Source organism: Nostoc cycadae WK-1 (genome assembly GCF_002897135.1).
GTDB lineage: Bacteria > Cyanobacteriota > Cyanobacteriia > Cyanobacteriales > Nostocaceae > Nostoc_B.
In genome coordinates this window covers 85,940-105,610 of sequence record NZ_DF978425.1, presented here as the reverse complement: position 1 = coordinate 105,610, position 19,671 = coordinate 85,940, and the positions used below count along the sequence as shown (strand labels likewise).

Annotated in this window: 15 protein-coding genes; 2 read left to right on the top strand and 13 right to left on the bottom strand. The window is 40.3% G+C overall.

What is annotated here, in order from left to right:
• The first annotated feature begins 634 nt into the window (after positions 1 to 634).
• Positions 635 to 2,953 carry a PAS domain-containing protein gene (locus tag NCWK1_RS08595; protein ID WP_103124423.1) on the top strand — a complete coding sequence of 773 codons (2,319 nt, stop codon included), beginning with the start codon at positions 635 to 637 and terminating at the stop codon, positions 2,951 to 2,953.
• Positions 2,954 to 3,419: 466 nt separating this feature from the next.
• Positions 3,420 to 3,602 carry a replication restart DNA helicase PriA gene (locus tag NCWK1_RS30070; protein ID WP_103124422.1) on the top strand — a complete coding sequence of 61 codons (183 nt, stop codon included), beginning with the start codon at positions 3,420 to 3,422 and terminating at the stop codon, positions 3,600 to 3,602.
• A gap of 108 nt (positions 3,603 to 3,710) precedes the next feature.
• Here NCWK1_RS30070 and rlmN read toward each other — a convergent pair whose 3' ends face one another.
• From rlmN to eboC, 13 genes are all read right to left on the bottom strand, one after another.
• Entirely contained in the window at positions 3,711 to 4,778 is a 1,068-nt protein-coding gene (gene rlmN, locus NCWK1_RS08585; RefSeq protein WP_096579524.1) for a dual-specificity RNA methyltransferase RlmN, read from the bottom strand.
• A gap of 71 nt (positions 4,779 to 4,849) precedes the next feature.
• A complete protein-coding gene (locus NCWK1_RS08580; protein WP_103124421.1) occupies positions 4,850 to 5,296 on the bottom strand; it encodes a hypothetical protein in 447 nt (148 codons plus the stop codon).
• Positions 5,297 to 5,909: 613 nt separating this feature from the next.
• Positions 5,910 to 6,974 (bottom strand): 3-deoxy-7-phosphoheptulonate synthase, encoded by a 1,065-nt coding sequence (gene aroF, locus NCWK1_RS08575; RefSeq protein ID WP_103124420.1) that lies wholly within the window; start codon positions 6,972 to 6,974, stop codon positions 5,910 to 5,912.
• A 15-nt stretch (positions 6,975 to 6,989) separates the two neighbouring features.
• Entirely contained in the window at positions 6,990 to 8,081 is a 1,092-nt protein-coding gene (gene trpD / locus NCWK1_RS08570; protein ID WP_103124419.1) for an anthranilate phosphoribosyltransferase, read from the bottom strand.
• A 2-nt stretch (positions 8,082 to 8,083) separates the two neighbouring features.
• The gene (trpB, locus tag NCWK1_RS08565; protein WP_103124418.1) at positions 8,084 to 9,313 is read right to left on the bottom strand and encodes a tryptophan synthase subunit beta; all 1,230 of its coding nucleotides are present in this window, start codon (positions 9,311 to 9,313) and stop codon (positions 8,084 to 8,086) included.
• Between the two features lie 81 nt (positions 9,314 to 9,394).
• Positions 9,395 to 10,213, bottom strand: a complete 819-nt coding sequence (trpA, locus tag NCWK1_RS08560) for a tryptophan synthase subunit alpha (RefSeq protein ID WP_103124417.1) — start codon at positions 10,211 to 10,213, stop codon at positions 9,395 to 9,397.
• Between the two features lie 347 nt (positions 10,214 to 10,560).
• The gene (trpC, locus tag NCWK1_RS08555; RefSeq protein WP_103124416.1) at positions 10,561 to 11,415 is read right to left on the bottom strand and encodes an indole-3-glycerol phosphate synthase TrpC; all 855 of its coding nucleotides are present in this window, start codon (positions 11,413 to 11,415) and stop codon (positions 10,561 to 10,563) included.
• Between the two features lie 62 nt (positions 11,416 to 11,477).
• Positions 11,478 to 13,676, bottom strand: coding sequence for an anthranilate synthase (locus tag NCWK1_RS08550; protein ID WP_103124415.1), 2,199 nt, complete (start codon positions 13,674 to 13,676; stop codon positions 11,478 to 11,480).
• Positions 13,677 to 13,970: 294 nt separating this feature from the next.
• A complete protein-coding gene (locus tag NCWK1_RS08545) occupies positions 13,971 to 15,347 on the bottom strand; it encodes an alkaline phosphatase family protein (protein ID WP_103124414.1) in 1,377 nt (458 codons plus the stop codon).
• A gap of 29 nt (positions 15,348 to 15,376) precedes the next feature.
• Positions 15,377 to 16,618, bottom strand: a complete 1,242-nt coding sequence (eboE, locus tag NCWK1_RS08540) for a metabolite traffic protein EboE (protein ID WP_103124413.1) — start codon at positions 16,616 to 16,618, stop codon at positions 15,377 to 15,379.
• On the bottom strand, positions 16,615 to 17,856 hold the full coding sequence (locus NCWK1_RS08535; RefSeq protein ID WP_103124412.1) for a 3-dehydroquinate synthase: 1,242 nt from the start codon (positions 17,854 to 17,856) through the stop codon (positions 16,615 to 16,617). The genes eboE and NCWK1_RS08535 overlap by 4 nt, the downstream gene beginning before the upstream one ends.
• A 23-nt stretch (positions 17,857 to 17,879) precedes the next feature.
• The gene (tyrA, locus tag NCWK1_RS08530; protein ID WP_103124411.1) at positions 17,880 to 18,704 is read right to left on the bottom strand and encodes a bifunctional chorismate mutase/prephenate dehydrogenase; all 825 of its coding nucleotides are present in this window, start codon (positions 18,702 to 18,704) and stop codon (positions 17,880 to 17,882) included.
• 47 nt (positions 18,705 to 18,751) lie between these two features.
• Positions 18,752 to 19,651 (bottom strand): UbiA-like protein EboC, encoded by a 900-nt coding sequence (gene eboC, locus NCWK1_RS08525; protein WP_103124410.1) that lies wholly within the window; start codon positions 19,649 to 19,651, stop codon positions 18,752 to 18,754.
• Positions 19,652 to 19,671 lie beyond the last annotated feature (20 nt).

Below are 19,671 nucleotides of genomic sequence, written 5' to 3'. Positions count from 1 at the left end.
TGCTTAATATGGCCTTTTACCAAAATTGATGATTCTCTAACTCAAGTCGTATTTCTTAAGATATAGCGCTCCTATTTGATTGATAAACTAACAGTAGAGCCACGGAATAAGGAGTAAATTTGTTGGTGAATTATTTTAAGAATGCTAGATACAGCAAAATTCAGCAGCAAACAGCCGCTATCTCTAGCTTTAAGCCCTAAATTTTGTATTTTACTACTTAAAATTCTCTATACATTAGTAATCCAATTTGATTTGTGAAATCTTTAGGTGAGCCACTGCTTTATAAGGGTTTCCTGGCTTGTACCTTGCGGTAAGGCGAAGCTTACGCCCTTACGTTTGGGCAACATGAAGTGAGATCACTTACCACTCTAGTTCAAAAATAGAATATGATTTCTATAGAATATAGGAATTAATACTTACTTTACAGATACTAAGTCTTTCCAAAATCCAATATGCGTCCTATATTATATAGTTCCAGGATAAATCCAATTGTCATAGAAATATGTTATCGATATTGTGTTGATAGCTATATTTTAAAGCTAATCAAAATCAACAAATTGGCACAAACAATCCCAAGTTTGATCACCGATTAGTTAGATATTGTGATTATCCCTGATGCTGCAAGCAATTAGTCATGGTGCAACCGCTGACCGTTTTAATCATCGACGATTCCCCCGAAGACCGTGAGGTTTATCGTCGTTATCTGCTGCAAGACCAGGAATATAGTTACACCATTCTCGAATCAGAATCGGGGGAGGAAGCCCTAGAACTATATCGGCAATTTCAGACAGATTGTATTTTATTAGATTTTTTATTGCCAGATATGGATGGGCTAGAGTTTCTAGCAGAATTGCCAAAACTTGCAAAAAAATTCATACCAGCCGTGGTGATGTTGACTGGGTATGGTAACGAAGCTATTGCTGTTCAAGCGATGAAAAGTGGTGTTCATGATTATTTAGTCAAAGGACAGACAACAGCAGGACGTTTGCATTCAACTATCCACTCAGCAATAGTACAAGTAAAGTTGCGTCAAGAACTACAACAAAGTGAAGCACGTTTGCGCGAGAGTCAGCAGTTCATTGAACGCATAGCTGAAACTACACCAGGAATTTTGTATGTTTATGATTTGCTAGAACGGCGCAATCTTTATTTAAATAGTCAGGTTAATAAACTGCTTGGTTACAGTCCTCAACAAATTCAAGACTTGGGTCAGGAATTCTTGCTAAGGTTAATGTATCCAGAAGATTTACCTTTGTTCTTTCTCCATCTGCAAAAAATTGCCACGGTGAAAGATAACGAAATTGTAGAATTTGAATACCGGATGCGCCATGCGGATGGTCAATGGCATTGGTTTTACAGTCGAGATACTGTATTTATCAGAAATGATGATGGTTCGCCACGGCAAATTGTTGGGACAGCTTATGATATTACTAACCGCAAACAAACGGAAGCACAGCTAAGTTTAAGTAATGAGCGTTTTCAACTAGCTGCGGCGGCGGTTAATTGTCTCATCTATGACTGGAATATTCCAGAAAATACAGTTGAGAGGACAGAAGGTTTAACTCGCATCTTAGGTTACTCTCCACAAGAAGCAGAACCAACTCAAGAATGGTGGATGGAAAAAATACATCCTGAAGATAGGAAGTTATTGCTGAGTTCTTTCGAGAAGATGTCTGTGGATAATGACTACTATGCTGTAGAGTATAGAGTCCGCCATAAAAATAACCAGTATCGGTATGTGTTGGATCAGGGAGTGATTACACGAGATCAAAATGGACAGCCATTACGGGCGGTTGGGAGTACAACCGATATTAGCGATCGCAAATATCAAGAAGCTGCTCTGCGCGAAAGTGAAGCGAAGTTCCGCAGAATCGTAGAATCTAATATTGTTGGCATTTATTTCGGTGATTTTAGCGGTCAGATATATGAAGCCAATGATGCTTTTTTAGAGATGTTAGGTTACACTCGTGCAGAATTCACAGCCGAAAATCTGCGTTGGGATACTTTAACACCAGCAGAATATCAATCCCTCGATCAGCAAAAAGTTCAAGAATTGCAAACTTCGGGAGTTTGTACGCCTTTTGAAAAGGAATATTTTCGCAAAGATGGTTCATGTGTGCCAATTCTTTTAGGAATTGCTCGCATTGATGGTACAGATAAGCCAGGTTATAGTGTCTGCTTTGTGCTAGATATTACCCAACGCAAACTTGTAGAAATACAACGTCAACAGCTATTGCAATTGGAACAAACTGCACGGGCGGAAGCAGAAGCTGCTAACCGCGCTAAAGATGAATTTGTGGCGATGGTATCACACGATTTGCGATCGCCTTTAAATGCAATTTTGGGTTGGGCGCAATTACTGCGGACTAAGGAGTTTGACAAAGAACGTGTCAACCGTGCGCTAGAAACAATTGAGCGCAATGCCCTATCTCAGGCAAAACTTTTAGAAGATTTGCTGAATATGTCTCAGATTTTGCGCGGAAAGTTACACCTAGAGTTGAAACCAGTAGATTTAGGCGCGATTGTCCGCGAAGCCATTCAGACTGCTTACCCAACCGCCAATACAAAAAATATTCATCTAGACTCTGTGATTGATCAGCCCATACCTGCAATAACTGGTGATGGCGATCGCCTACTGCAAGTTTTGGGCAATTTACTCTCTAATGCCATTAAATTTACCCCAGACAACGGACGAATAGACGTGAAACTATTTCGTCATGAATATCATGCTGAAATCACTGTCACCGATACAGGTATTGGTATTAGTCCAGAATTCTTACCATTCGTGTTTGAACGCTATCGCCAAGATTATCGTATTCCCAAACAAGGAGGTTTAGGTTTGGGTTTAGCGATCGCTCACTATTTAATAGAACTTCATGGTGGCACAATTCAAGCTCTTAGCCTTGGGGAAGGACAAGGTTCTACCTTCAGTATCAAGTTACCTTGGCAATAAATCGCACCTAAAAATATGTCAAATAATTGACGCGTAATTCAGCAGTCAAAATCAGTAACGAGTAATTTCTCCTTAGCATTCATAAAGATTAAGCAAAGTTTAAAATTGAGATTTTGTTACCAAATATACAGTAATCCTTGGTGATTAACTTTTGAATACATAAATAAGTATGTAAAAATTTTGGAATGACGCAAAATAAAGCTCTCTCAAAGTTTTAATCATAGGGATCATCTCATTTCTAAGTACAAACCACTTATCAGTGAATTTATATATCTAAAGTGAGATGATAAAAGCCCCTAAAGATTAAGATAATAAATCAAGGCATTGTAAAAGTTTATTTAGCTAAAATTTTTCTTAAGAAAACCAGTAAATCTTCTGGCAGTTTGTTACGTTGGTTAAACCTAACATCGAAGTTTAAACTAACTTTTCTAAAAGTTAAAAAATAGTTACATCCAGGGGTTTAAAAATGCAGACAGTACTAAGTATTCACTGCCCAAATTGTGGTAGAAAAGCGGAGCGTTATTATATTTTGGATAGTGAATTAACGCGGACACAATGCTCAAGTTGTGATTACTTAATGATTAGTTGCACACGTACTGGCAAAGTGATTGAAGCTTATGCCCCTGGAATTCAACTAAGTAAAAGGTAAAAGTAAAAGTAAAAGTAAAAGTAAAAAGGCAAAAGTAAAAAGGCAGAAAGCAAAAGAATAGTGAAGTATGGGTAGGTTAATTTCATACTTTATACTTCAAAATTCAGTTTACTTTTTATTCATTCTCAGTTGTCCACAAGCTGCATCAGCTTCTAAACCACGAGAATAGCGAACACTAACAGCAGTGTTTTGTTGTTGGAGAACATTGACAAAAGCTTGAATGCGATCGCGGCTAGGGCGTTGATAATCAACTTCTTGAATTGGGTTATAGGGAATCAAGTTGACATGGTTCTGGAATCCTCGCAGACGTTGTGATAATTCCAAAGCGTGTTGTGGTAAATCGTTCACACCAGCCAGCAAGACATATTCAAAAGTGACACGGCGGCCTGTAATGGCTACATATTCCCGACATTCAGCCAGTAAATCTTCGAGAGGATAAAAGCGGGCGCTAGGGATAAGTTTTTCGCGGAGTGCTTGGTTAGGGGCGTGGAGACTCACCGCTAGGGTAACTTGCAAATTATTTTGGGCAAATTGACGAATACGATCGCGAATTCCGACTGTAGAAACAGTTAGCATCCGCTGTCCAATTCCCACATCTTGATTTAAAGATGTAATTGCGCCTAAGACATTATCAACATTTAGCAATGGTTCACCCAATCCCATAAACACCACATTGCTAACTCGTTCCTCAAAGTCTTCTTGTACCGTTAACACCTGATCAATGATTTCATGACGGCCGAGGTTGCGTTTATAGCCACCTTTACCAGTGGCGCAGAAATCGCAAGCCATTGCACAACCCACCTGGGTAGAAACACATACAGTTAACCGCTTATCGGCGGGAATACCCACAGTTTCGATAATTTGCCCATCAGCTAATTGCAGCAGAAATTTGACTGTACCATCTGGTGCAACTTTGCGGAGGTGGATGCTGGAACGCCCGATGGGGATATCTGCAATTTCTGAGCGCCATTGTTTAGGAAACACAGAAATATCAGCAAGCGATCGCACTTGCTGATGATAAATCCAGTCATGTAATTGTTTACCTCGGTAAGCTGGTTGTCCCTGCTGCTGTACCCAAGCAGTTAACTCGCTAACCGAAGCACCGAGTAGGGGGGGAAGTTCTAATGTTTTAGGGGCGGGTGAGTTAACTTGAGAAATTGATGGCGTAGCAGACATAGGAAGAGACTTACACTTAAGACTTGGATCTCTATCCTAAGCTGTTACGCCAAAAAATTGCATCTTTAATTTTAGTATCCACTTACATATCTAATTACGCGCTCTGTTTGAATAACCCGACCATTTTTGACAATTTCAAGGTTGGCACCATTGACTATATATTCATAGTTGTTATTGGTCGCCACATATCCTGTACCTTCTTCAGAGTAAGCACGGAGAGAACTGATACCTTTACCAGTTGACTTAGAAATCCCCGTATAATACATTTTTCTATTTTTGTTACAAATATATATATGAAAATTAGCAGTTTCAAAATAAGCTTCTAACGTTCCTCCACCTGCATAGCGAGGACAAGAAGTTGCTTTGGCAATCATTTGACTATTAACTGCTGAAACTGGAGTAGCTTCTAATTGTGCAGCACTCGCAGATGAAGATATGCCGACAATTCCAGCTAGTAGTGAAGCTGTAGCTAAAATTAGCGAAAAAGACTTATTTTTTGTCTGATAAAAGCTGTTCATAATCAGTCCTAAAGTTTGATTACTATCAGCTTCAAACTTAACTTAGGGTTTTTCGGACTTTTAGAGAAAAAACACTTAAATTTAGATAAAGTCTTAGACTTTGCATAAATATTAGATGAACTCATAAAATTCATCTCGGAACACGTTTCTTCTTGACGCGACTAGAAATTAGTGAAATGAATCAGTCTGATTTCCTCATAAGAGGATGTTTGAAAAGTCGTAAAGTATACCAAAAACCTCTCTCCGCTTTGGGGCTACCGTGTACACACAAATCATCTGATCCCCCTAAATCCCCCTTTTGAAGGGGGACTTAAGAAAAATTCTCCCCTTGGAAAGCTGACAGATGTAGGTTTCCAAGGCTTTGATGTTACAAAAAATACTTTTCAAACAACCTCTAATACTGTTTCACTTTAATTTTGATACAAATAGACCGCAGAGGTGCAGGGGGCAAGGGGAAAGAATGGAAAACCGATGAATTTGTATCATTTTTTTCGTGAAATGGTGTAAGAAGCCAGGGATTTGAGCAAGAGCGATTTTCAGAAATCAAAAAGGATTGCTATATCATGCGCCAATTATTGATGAAAATGATCCTGTTTTAGGCATGAAAGTCAGATTAAACAGTCGCAAGTAAAGCTGGTACAGACCAACGTCCAACAACTTTACCAATGACTGACATTTCATGTGCTAAACGGTCAAATCCATCAGGCGTTAGAGATTGTGGGCCATCAGATAGCGCTCTAGCTGGATTAGGGTGAACTTCAATCATTAAAGCATCAGTACCTGCGGCGATCGCAGCAAAGGCCATAGAAGGTACATATTCAGATTTACCTGTACCATGACTTGGATCAATCATGATGGGTAAATGAGTAAGCGATCGCAACACGGGAATGACAGATAAATCTAAAGTATTGCGGGCATATTTACTATCAAAGGTTCTAATACCTCGCTCACAAAGAATTACATTCGGATTTCCTGCTGCGAGGATATATTCTGCTGCCATCAACCACTCATCAATTGTGGCAGACATTCCTCGCTTGAGCAGAACTGGTTTATCTTGTGCGCCTACTTTTTTGAGCAACGCGAAGTTTTGCATATTTCGCGCACCTATTTGGATAACATCAGCCACTTTTGATAATGCTGGTAAATCAGCAGCATCCATAAGTTCTGTAATGATGCCTAAACCTGTTGCTTCCCGCGCTGCTGCCAACAAATCTAAAGCACTCTCTCCATATCCTTGGAAAGCATAAGGTGAAGTACGGGGTTTGTAAGCTCCACCACGCAAAAACTTGGCTCCAGCAGTCTTTACCCGCTTTGCTGTTTCAACAATCATCTCCTCATTCTCAACAGAACAAGGCCCAGCTACCACTACTATTGGATGTTGCTCGCCAATATAGACATCACCGTTAGGCGTGGGTATAACAACTTCGCTGGCTTCTCCATAGCGGAATTCTCGACTTACCCGCTTAAAAGGTTTTTCCACACGCAATACTTGCTCAATCCAAGGGCTAAACTCTTGGATTTGCATCCGATCAAGAGTAGAAGTATCGCCAATCATCCCCAAGATGACTTTATGTTCGCCGACACTTTTTTCAACTGTGACTCCCCAACTGTCTCTCAAACCTTCGCTAATGCGAGTAATTTCGTCAGTGGGTGTACCGTTTTTTAGGACTACAATCATTTTCGTTTTCCTTAATTAGTGCAAAAATTCAGCAAGTTGTTCCAACTTTGTCCAAGCAGCGCCACTTTGCAGAACTTCTTTAGCTAATGCAATACCTTTGACGCAACCTTCTAAAATGTCTGTTGTGCCTGCAATTGCTTCACCAACTTGCAAGGCCAAGGCTGTATTTAAAGCGACTACATCCTGTTGTGCTGGAGTGCCTTTTCCTTGGAGGACAGCCTTTAAGATTTCTGCATTTTCTTGGACATCGCCACCGCGCAATGCTTCGGTCGGTGCATGACTTATACCAAGTTCTTGCGGATTGAGAGTCAGACAGTGGACTTTTCCTGCTTGCAGCACAGCCAAATCAGTCACATCTGCCAAACCTGCTTCGTCTAATCTTTCTCTGCCGTGGAGTGCGATCGCTTGTCTACATCCCAGTTGGGATAAGGCTTGGGCGATTTCTTCAATTAACAGTGGGTCGTTCACACCAATAATTTGCCCGGTTGGTCGCATCGGATTTACCAAAGGCCCAAGCAAGTTAAAAATAGTCCGCACTTTGAGAGTTTTACGTAAATCAGCAACCGCTTTGAGCGCTGGATGCCAGCCAGCAGCAAATAAGAAAGTGATACCAACTTCACTAACTGCCGCTTGTACCTTCTCTGGGCTGGCGTTGAGATTTATCCCCAAAGCTTCCAAAACATCAGCAGAACCAGCTTTGCTAGAGGCAGAACGATTACCATGCTTGGCAACCTTTACCCCTGCGGCTGCGGCAACAAAAGCCACCGCTGTAGAGATGTTAAAAGTAGAAGCACCATCTCCACCAGTGCCACAGGTATCAATTAGGGGAGTGGAGAGTTGGGAGTTAGGAGTTAGAGAAGAAGATTGAGATTGTAAGACACTAGCCATGCCTACTAGTTCTTCGGCGGAGATACCTTTAGTTTGAATTGCTGCTAAGATTGCGCCTGATAAAACTGGGGGAATAGCATCTGTTAGCCAACCGTGCATTAAATCTGTAGCTTGGTTAACTGTAAGTGATTGCCGTTTAAGCAACTGTTGCAATATACCTGGCCAATCAGAAGAGGTAGAAATGGCTGGAACAGATGGGGTTTGAATTATAGCTACCATAATTAATGATTCAGGATTTTAGCGACAGTTTGAACATCCTTATCACCTCTACCAGAGCAGTTGATAACAATGCGGGGGCTGCCATCTAACTGTGGACAGAGAGTTTCTAAATAGGCGATCGCATGAGAAGTTTCTAACGCTGGAATAATTCCTTCTAGTTGCGAAAGTCGTTGGAATGCTTCTAAGGCTTGCTGATCAGTCACGCTGTAATATTCAGCACGACCAAGATCCTTCAAATAACTATGCTCAGGCCCAACACCGGGATAGTCTAATCCAGCACTAATTGAATGAGCTTCAATAACTTGACCATCATCATCTTGTAAGATGTAGCTCATCGCACCGTGCAGAACTCCCACCCTACCTAATGTGAGGGTTGCAGCGTGTTTGTCTGTATTCACACCTTCGCCTGCTGCTTCTACACCAATAAAACGCACAGAAGGTTCATTGACAAACTCATGAAACAATCCGATCGCATTGGAACCACCACCCACGCAAGCCAAAAGAATATCTGGTAGTCCGCCCCATTTCTCTTGAGCCTGTACGCGAGTTTCTTTACCAATAATGGCATGAAAATCACGCACCAACATCGGATAAGGATGAGGGCCAGCTACAGAACCTAAAATATAATGGGTGGTTTCAACATTCGTTACCCAATCTCGAATAGCTTCCGAAGTAGCATCTTTGAGAGTGCCAGTACCCGCTTCCACAGGCCGCACTTCCGCCCCCATCAACTTCATCCGGAACACATTCAGGGCTTGCCGTTCCATATCATGGATGCCCATATATATGACACATTCCAAGCCAAACCGCGCACATACAGTTGCCGTTGCTACACCATGCTGACCTGCACCTGTCTCAGCAATAATTCGCTGTTTATTCATGCGTTTGGCTAACAATACCTGAGCCAAAGCGTTATTAATTTTGTGAGCGCCTGTATGATTTAAATCTTCTCGTTTTAAATAGATTTGCGCCCCAGTGCCATCAGGTCTAGCGTAGTGTGCCGTCAAACGTTCCGCGAAATACAACGGGCTAGGTCTTCCTACATAGTCGCGTAGTAAATTTTGTAATTCAGTTTGGAATTTAGCATCATGACGATACTTTTCAATAGCTGCTTCCAACTCACTTAAAGCAGGCATTAAAGTTTCGGGTACATACTTACCGCCAAACTTGCCAAATCTGCCTAAAGAATCAGGTTGTGCAAATGTATTATTAATATCTGGAGTGCTGACCACAGTCTAAAATCCTCTTAATTCTTTCAAAGGTTTTGTCTGACGCAAAGGGGCGCGAAGGTAAACGCAGAGGAGCGCAGAGATTTACTTAGCCAAACTAGCAGGTTGTATAGATATTGCTGATTTGAGTTCTTTACACAGTTGTTCTACTGCTTGTAGTCCTTGGGTTGGACTACCTTCTGCGAGGCGTTTGACAAAGGCGCTACCGACGATAACTGCATCTGCACCCCATTCTTTAACTTGAAGTGCTTGTTCTGGTGCTGAGATGCCAAAACCAACACCGATAGGTTTATCGGTAACGCTGCGTAAGTCGGTGAGTAAGTGTTGTACGCGGTTTTGGATTTGAGACCGCATTCCGGTAACGCCTGTGACACTGACAAGATAGATAAATCCTTGAGATTGACGAGCGATCGCATCAATCCTATCTTGAGAACTAGTAGGAGCTACGAGTAAAATCACCTCAATGCCAAAAGATGCGGCAGTTTGAATTAATTCTGCTGCTTCTTCTAAGGGTAAGTCTGGTACTACTAAACCACGTACTCCAACGTCAGCAATTAAGGCTAAAAACGACTTAATACCCCGATGCAAAATTGGATTGTAGTAAGTAAATAAAATAATGGGTGCTTTTAAACTAGGAATTACATCTCTCAACATCTCTAGCACCTGCTCTAATTTAGTTCCTTTATTCAAAGCGCGAGTAGCTGCGGCTTGAATTACAGGCCCATCTGCTAAGGGGTCAGAATAAGGAATACCCAACTCGATAAAGTCAGCACCATTGCGATCTAAAATGCGTAAAGCATCGGCAGTCGTTTCTAAATCTGGGTCGCCAGCTGTGATAAAGGGAATTAAGGCGCATTGTTGCCTTTGGCGTAAAGATTTAAAGTTATTAGAGATAGTAGTCATAGTAATTCGTAATTTGTAGTTCGTAATTCGTAATTTTTGCAAGAAAAGGTTAAGGGAGAAAGGAAAGAATTAGTTCTTTATCTTTCCCCTTGACCCAACTTCTGCAAAGAGTTGATTTATAGCAGTTGCCAGTTAGAGGTTGTTTGAAAAGTATTATTGTTAATATCAAAGTCTTAAGAACCTAACCCCCCTAGCCCCCCTAGCCCCCCTTCCCTACGAGGGAATGGGGGTTTAAAAGCCTCTCTCCTCGCAGGGGAGAGGAATGGAAGTGGGGTTTTAGTATCTTTCACAACTTTTCAAACATCCTCTTAGATTAAGACATATAAAACAAGGGCAAAAATAGACTTTCAAGCCTGTTCCCTGCTATAAAATTGGTGAGTTTTTCCTAATAAAATTTGTACAGCTTGTTCTACATCGCTTTGTTTAACCAAAGATTCACCAACCAAAACGGCTCTAGCACCAACTTCAGCGACAAAAGATAAATCAGCAGGTGTAGAAATTCCCGACTCACTGACAACGGTAACATCTAAGTTTTTTAATTGTTGCTGTCGCTGTGATAAAAGCTGCTGTGTTATTTTTAAATCAACTGTAAAATCTTCGAGGTTACGGTTGTTAATTCCAACTAAACGTAGGTTATCTAGTTGTAAAACTCGATCTAGTTCAGCCAAGGTATGGACTTCTACTAAAGCCGTCATACCCAAGTCATGAATGATTTGTAAAAAGCTTTGCAGTTCTTGGTCTGATAAGATGGCGGCAATTAATAAGACTGCATCTGCACCTGCTGTCCGTGCTAGATAAATTTGATAAGGGTCAATGATGAACTCTTTGCATAGTAGAGGTAATGTAACTTGTGATCGCACTAACCGCAGGTTATTAAAACTACTTTGAAAAAACTTTTCATCCGTGAGAACCGATAGACAAGCCGCACCACTATTTTGATATGATTGGGCGATCGCTACTGGGTCAAAATCTGCTCTAATAATCCCACGGCTTGGTGATGCCTTTTTGACTTCGGCAATTAAACTAGGATGATAAGAATTTTCCTGTAAGGCTTTCAAGAAATCTCGCACAGGCGGCGCAGCACTTAACTGATTTTGTACAGCAGTTAAAGGCAATTCCTGCTGCATTTGTGCGACTTCTTGCTGTTTATGCCAAACAATTTCTTCAAGGATATGTCGAGGCGAAACAACTTGTTTAGTCATAAATCTTCTTTGCGCCTTTGCGCCTTTGCGTGAGGTAAATTAATCGCCGGATTTAGTAATAATTAAATGACTATTGACTCTTTTGTTTGCGTATATGTCCGCACTACATTTTTAATCATTGCCAGACCAACTTCTCCAGCTAAAGTCATGATTGATTCTGGATGAAACTGTACCGCGGCAATGGGCAATGTCTGATGTTCAATACCCATGATGACTTCGTCTTCAGAAATCGCCGTTACTCTGATTTCTTTTGGTAAACGTTGCGGTAGGGCAAACAATGAATGGTATCTCCCAACAGTAAAAGATTCCGGTAAACCTTGGAACATTACAGAATCAGACGCAGTGACGAAAACTCGTGAGGATTTTCCATGTTGGGGATAGTTAAGCACTCCCAGTTCTCCGCCAAAAGCCTCTACGATACCTTGCAATCCCAGACACACACCAAACAGAGGTATCTGCCGACGGACGCAAGCTGCAACAGTCTCTGGAACTTTAAAATCACTTGGTCTACCAGGGCCAGGAGATAAGACAACTAAATCTGGGCGTTCTGTATCAAACAGTGCTTCCGGGAAACCATGACGGAGTGTGGTAACGCTTGCACCTGTAGAACGAATGTAATTAGCAAGTGTGTGAACAAATGAGTCTTCGTAATCAATGAGTAAGATGTGTTTACCAGGTTCAACATTCGGAACGCATTTGCTCAAGTTTGTAGTAATGCACTCGTCAATTTTTTCATCTTTTTGTTTAGCACGACGAATTGTTTCAAATAAAGCCGCACCTTTGGTAATGGTTTCTTGTTCTTCTGCTTGTGGTACAGAATCATACAAAAGCGTTGCACCAACTCGTACCTCAGCTATTGAGTCTTGCAAGCGGATGGTTCGGAGAATTAATCCGGTGTTTAAATTACCGTTGAAATTCAGATATCCAACCGCACCACCATACCAACGTCGGGCGCTGCGTTCGTGCTGTTCGATAAATTGAATTGCTGCTCGTTTAGGTGCGCCGGTAACTGTCACAGCCCAAGTGTGACTTAAGAAAGCATCTAGGGCATCAAACTCTGGGCGCAAGATACCTTCAACATGATCTACTGTATGGATGAGGTGGCTATACAATTCAATCTGACGACGACCTATAACTCGTACTGAACCGGGTTCGCAGATGCGGGACTTGTCATTGCGGTCTACGTCAGTACACATAGTCAACTCCGCTTCATCTTTGGGAGAGTTGAGTAAGGAGCGAATTTGTATAGCATCATCTAAAGCATCTTGTCCCCTGGTAATTGTGCCACTGATCGGACAAGTTTCTACACGCCGACCTTCCACACGGACAAACATTTCTGGCGATGCACCGATAAGGTATTCACCACCAAGATTAAAAATAAAGCCGTAAGGACTGGGATTAATTTTTTTGAGAGTTTCAAACAGGTTGCTTGGTTGTTCTTCGCAAGCTGTGAAAAAGTTCTGGCTGGGAACTACTTCAAATAAATCACCCCGACGGAAATAATCAAGGGCGAATTCAACTTGCTTGGCATATTCACCAATTTTATGGTCAGCATTTTGTGTAGGAGTTAAGCGTTGACCTCGATAATCAACAGATTCACCTGTGCGCGGCAAATTATAAGTGCTGCCATAGGCTGTGATAAAGTCATACTCTATGCGAAATGCTTGTTGTTGATAGTAGTCAACTACTATCAATTCGTCAGGTAAATATAGAACTAAATCTCGCTGATCTGTAGGACGTTCTAAACATTGAGAAATTGGTTCAAACTGAAATACTAAGTCGTAACCAAATGCACCATACAATCCTAAATGTTCATCTTCTGGGCTATAAAATGTATGCAGAATTTCGCGGATAACTGTAAACGTTGAAGGTTGTTTACTGCGTTCTTCTTCTGTAAAACATTGTTCTGTAGGTTTAACTAATCCAGTGATGCGGTTTTGGTTTTTAGTTATGTGATGAAGTTGTTGTACTTGAGACAAACGCTCAAACAGTAAAGCTAATAGAATTTTACCGCGATCGTTTAATGCTGTCAGAGTAAAAGTATTTTCTCGTGTAGTTAATTCTAATGGTGGATTAATGAATCCTATTGCCCATCGCTTATATCTTCCTGGATATTCGTAGCTGCTAGTTAACAAGCCTCCGCGCTGAGAATTGAGGTAGAACAAGATTTCTTCAATGGCCGTGTCCATCTTGACTTCTGTAATTGCGCGAGAGACGCGCACGTTATCCAGAGTTGTGTAGGAATGGGATTCACTAATCATAAATAAATTACTTAGAATTTTAAGAACTAACTTGGAACGATAAGAAAATTATGAAACTAGAATATCTATTGATGTCTCTGTCAGATATTTGGTAGATAGAAAAGCCTAAGATTCTTTATTTAGCCTACTCAAAATAAACTGGCTAATGAATGAATAATTTTTCGCATAAGATAACATTTTATTTGTGATTAATATCATTTTGTTTTGATGAATACAAAATGATAGTTTTGAAATCTGATTCAAGAATCTTTAGGCAGATATTTTTATTCGTTGGTTCTATCAAAAGATAAGTATTTATTTTTTAGTTAAATGCTCAAGAATTAACTGACAAACGCTACTAGCTTGTATAGATGAAGAATCAAGTAAATTAGTTTGTTGGCTAATCAATAACGGCCCTTCATCTGGAGAAGGCGGAAGACAACCGTGTGAACCTTTAACTAAATCAGCGTCTAAAGCAATAACATCCATCAAATAACGAAAGCCTAGTTTTTTCTGTAAAAGTTTCAGCGCAATTTTGGCTTGCGGTAATTTGATTTGTGGGTCTATGAAAAGTTCTACAGGGTCGTAACCAGGTTTGCGGTGAATATCTACAGTTCTGGCAAAATCAGGAGCGCGATGATCATCCAACCAATAATAATAGGTAAACCAAGCATCTGGTTGTGCTACTGCAATTAACTCTCCTGAGCGAGAATGGTTGAGATGGTAAGCTGGCTTTTCAGTTTCGTCTAGAACTTGTGCGACTCCATCAATTTCTTCGAGTAGCGATCGCACTTTCAGTATATAAGATGGATCATCAACATATACATGAGCAAGTTGATGGTCTGCAACTGCAAAGGCTTTACTCGCACCCGCATCTAGCAGTTCTCGTCCGAGTTCTTCTCGTACTGTTAATAAGCCGTTTTCTCGCAATATACGATTGAGATGTATAGGTTTAGATACTGATGTAATTCCGTATTCTGATAGGACAATGACTTGTGCGCCTCGATTTTCGTAGTATTGAATCAAATCGCTGCAAACTGCATCAATTTCTTGTAAATCTTTGGCTATTTTGTTTGTATCAGTTCCGTATTTTTGCAAACAGTAGTCTAGATGAGGTAAGTAAACGAGTGTTAGTGTTGGATTGTGACGTTCTTCAACAAATTTGGCTGAGTCTGCAATCCATTGAGTAGCACGAATTGATGTATTAGGCCCCCAAAAGTTAAATAGAGGAAATTGACCTAATTGAGATTGGAGTTGCGATCGCAAGTTTTCTGGTTGAGTATAAATATCAGGTATTTTCCGACCATCAGCCGGATACATCGGGCGTGGGGTAACAGCATAATCTGCTGAGGAGTACATATTGTACCACCAAAATAAGTTAGCGCAGGTAAAGTTGGGGTCGATTTGTTTAGCAATATCCCACACTTTCGGAGCCTGAACTAGTTTGTTTGACTGTCGCCAAAATTTAATTTCACATTCGTCTCGAAAGTACCAACCATTAGCAACAATTCCATGTTCATCAGGTGATTTACCTGTGAGGTAAGTTGCTTGTGCTGTACAGGTGACAGCAGGTAAAACGGGTTCTATTGTTACGGCTTTTCCAGATGATTTCCAACGAGAGAGGAAGGGTGTATGCTTGCCTATCAAGTTGGGTGTTAATCCAACTACATTGAGAACGACTGTTTTTTGCATAATAACCGCAAAGGAAGCAAAAAAAATATTTAACTATGAACTAATTGTTTTGTTAATAAATTTGTGATAACCCATTCATATTCCCGTTGAATTGATGCTGGTAAGTCTAGTTTGATTTCATCGGGTAAGACTTCCCAGGTATAGGTTTCTATTTCTAAATGGTTGCAGAATTGATTATCTTGCAGCATATTTAGTACATTTACAATATCGTCTTGCGTAGATTGTAATAGTTGATAATCACGCACAAAAATCGGAACGTGAAAGTGTATCCGCCATTCTTCATCAATAGTGTTTTCTAGGTTTGGTAAGGCGGTTTCTAAATCTGAGTAGTGAATTAATCTATTATTTTGTGTACGCGCAATTACTTGATGTAAATATGTTGATTCGGCGAAAGGTCGCAACTTTTCTAATATTAAGTGGCGTTGTTGTGCATCTTTAGGTATGTTGACTTGCAACGCTGCGCTAATCTGGATTTTGCTGATTTGAATTCCCTCAGATTGGAATTGTTGTAAAACTGAGATGGGATTTTCGTACTCTACAGCAAAATGACAAGTGTCGTAACAAACTCTTACATGGTTTAGTATGTATTTTTCGGCAGTTTCTTGTAAAATTCCTAATTGTTTGGTTAAATAATCTCCACCAATTGGTAGTAAATACTTTTGGAAGTAATCAACTACTTCGGCTGCATTTTCAATTAAACCATCCGGTTCTGGTTCTAAACCCAAGTGTAAGAGTTTTCCCTGTTCAGCCCGAATGCGTACCATTTGCTCTACTAGCTGTGCTATTTGGAAACTAGCACTTTCCATGACTGAAGTCTGAGCAAATCGATTTCCTTTGAACCAGGGTTTGTAAGATAAAGGTAATGTAGAAATGCTCCCTTCTATATCTGGTGGTAATAATTCAGCAAGAATTTGTGTGAGTTGTAAGGTGTAGTTTAAACGTTCTTGCTTTGACCAATCTGGTGCATAAACTTGGTCTTTGACTATTTGCCGATGAAATTGTCCGTAGGGAAAACCATTTAAAGTAAATACGTATAAGTTTTGTGCAGTTAACCATGACTGAAATTGAGACAAAGTATTTTTTTGGAGTAATTCTCTAGCTGCGACGGCTGCTAAACGTAAGCCAATACCAAATGGTTTATCCGGTGCTAATTTTGCTTTTAATGTTGGCAGATATTGTTGGAGATTAGCAAAGACTTTTTCCCACTCTTCACCAGGATGAATATTGGTGCAATAAGTTAAGTGAAAGTTTTTATCAGTTCCTATTTTCATCTTTCACCTCGGTTTGTTGTAACCAGTGTCTGCTTTCGTTTTTCAAACTCATGCAGTAGGGATATTGCTTGTTTGTAAAAAGACAAATCTACTTCGTGAATTTCGATTCCTTTACCAATTTTTTGTAGCAGGGTCAGGGTTAATTCCCCACCTAAATGTTCTTGAAATTCGGTTAAACCTCGGAATAAACAATGGGAATTTTCTATATGTGATGATTGTTGGGCTAGTTCAGGTACATATAAGGTGAACCCCAGTTCTGCAAGTGTCTTTAATATTCGTTGCCACTCTCTATGAGATAGTATTCCTAGGAGGTAAGAATAAGTACTATCTAAAGCAATACCAATTGCTACGGCTTCGCCATGTCGTAATCTATAGTCTGTCAATTGTTCTAGTTTATGAGCAGCCCAATGTCCAAAATCTAGAGGACGAGATGAACCCATTTCAAAAGGATCGCCAGCTTTGGCTATATGTTCTAGGTGTAACTGGGCGCAACGATAAATAAGTTGTTGCATACTGTCCATGTCACGGTGAGCTAGGGCTGTGGTGTGATCATGGATAAAATCAAAGAAGTGAGCATCTTTAATTAACGCTACTTTTACGGCTTCGGCAATTCCAGAACGCCAATCGCGATCGCATAATGTAGTCAAGAAGTCTAAATCATTAATGACTGCATAAGGTGGTGCGAATGTACCCAAAAAGTTCTTTTTACCAAAGGCGTTGATACCGTTTTTTACACCTATACCAGAATCATTCTGCGCTAACACTGTTGTTGGAATCCGAATCAGGCGAATTCCTCGATGGGCTGTCGCAGCTGCATAGCCTACCAAATCTAATACTGCACCACCACCAATTCCTAATAAGTAAGAATGACGACATAACCCTGCGGCTTCAATTAGTTGGTGGATTTGTTCTAATAATTTTGGTTCATTCTTCGCAGCCTCTCCCCCAGGAATTAGCATTGGCTCAACAGCTAATGTTAGTACCTCTGCATAAAACTTTGTATAGTTAGTTAACTGCGATAATAAATCTGGACAGAATTCTAATAAACCGGCATCTACTAACGCTACTATTTTCTTGGGTTTCTTTTCGTCATCAGCTGCGATCGCCTGTGCTAATGTAGGATTTTTTAAATTGAAAATATTATGAGTAAAGTGGACTTCATAGTTAAAAGTTACTCTAATATTTTGTCGAATAGATTGTCCAAATAATTTAGTTTCTTTTTCAACATTAACTAACATAGTTTCTTGTAATTTTAATTGATTTATTGTTTAAAAAAATTTTGAGTCTTTTCAAACTCTCGAATTAAACCTTCTCTATCCTTTTGCTCTACCAATTTCGCCAATCGGCTATAAGTATTCGCTAAAGAATTAATCGCTTGGCATCTTTCATCGGTGGCTAACATAATATCAACACACAGATTAGGATTTTGGCAAAATAACCGTTGTAAAATTTCAATTTCTTGACAAAAGCTAGGAGATGAAATTGATAAGCTCTGCTCTAAGTCAATGTTAGACTGAGCTAAAAAAATGCCAAGGCTAAGTCTACAAAAATGCTGTGTTGCTTGAATATATACCATCATGCGATCGTGTTCTTCTGGGCTATAAGTAATTAATTCTGCGCCTTGATTTTGCAAAAAATCTAACAACCATTGAAATGATTCATGATTACGCCCAGGACAGACTACTATTTTTTGGGAACAAAAAGATTTGACACTTGGCCCAAACATGGGGTGTAATCCCATTACAGGGCCAGTATGGTGTTTCAGCATTGCTTCTGTTGGCTGAGTTTTAATACTTGTGATGTCACATAAAGCTGTCTTAGGCGATAAGTATTTAGCCGCACGCCCAATAATATCAACTGTATATTTTATCGGCACACTTATTAATACTACATCTGCATTATTGAGCAGTTTGTCTGCATCATCCCAATCTTCTTGTTCAAGAACATTTACTTTATGGCCTACGGACAAAAGTTGTTCTCGAAATAACTTGCCCATCCTACCACGTCCACCAATGATAGTAATTTGTTTAGCTTTGACATCTTTGATTGATGCTAACCTTGGGTTAAGTGAGGATTGCAAAACCATTTGTTAGTCTCCAATTTTCAAAAATTCATACATTGAGACTGATTGTGTTAAGTCACAGCAAGTATTTTGGCTAATATCATAGAAATTGGCAGAAGACTCAAAACTAATAAACCGTAGGATAAGCCTGCAAAACCAGCAGCCACGGTCGTATCTAAAATAATTAATGACAACACACCAGCTTTTACTGCAACCCGAATTTGTTCTGGAGTAGGTTGACGTACGGCTTGAATAAAAGGCAATAGTACTCGAATACCTAATAATATTAAGAATGGAAATGCAGTTATAACTTGATAGTCTGTCAGCCATCCTAATCCCAGAAGTCCAACAATAACTGCAACTATTAGCAATAGTGCGATGATACCCGTACTGTGTTTTGCACCATGTACTTCACCGCGACTGAGAATAGTAATTGCTGCTATATAAACTATGGTAATTAGCGCTAAAAACCAGTAATTTTCTAAGGCTGCGGGGACAACACTCACCCCCAGTAATAAATTACCACCTCGGCAAAGCCCCATATTGATTGGGCCGAGAATTGGGTGATGTTTGGCGATCGCATCATATAATAATGCCGCAGTGGCGATCGCGATCGCAAATATCCCACTTAACCACGAAACTTGCACCGCCGCCACTACACCCACCATCAACAACACACTTCCTAGTAAAGTTGCACCTGTACGCGAAGCTCTATTACTGGGGATTGGCCTTTCTGGACGTTCTTCGGCATCTAATTCGGCATCAAACACATCATTAAATACGATACCGCCACCGTATAAGCCAGTGGTCGCTAAAATTAACCATAGCAGTGGTGTCAGATTTGCTTCGGCAAAATACCCAGAAGCCGCAAAACCAGCCATAATATCTGCCCAGGCGGTGATAATATTGGCAGGTCGGAGTAATTGCAGATATGCCCAGAAGCCTTGAGATTGAAAGGTGGCGGTGTTCATATTTTGACTCGTTCAAAGGC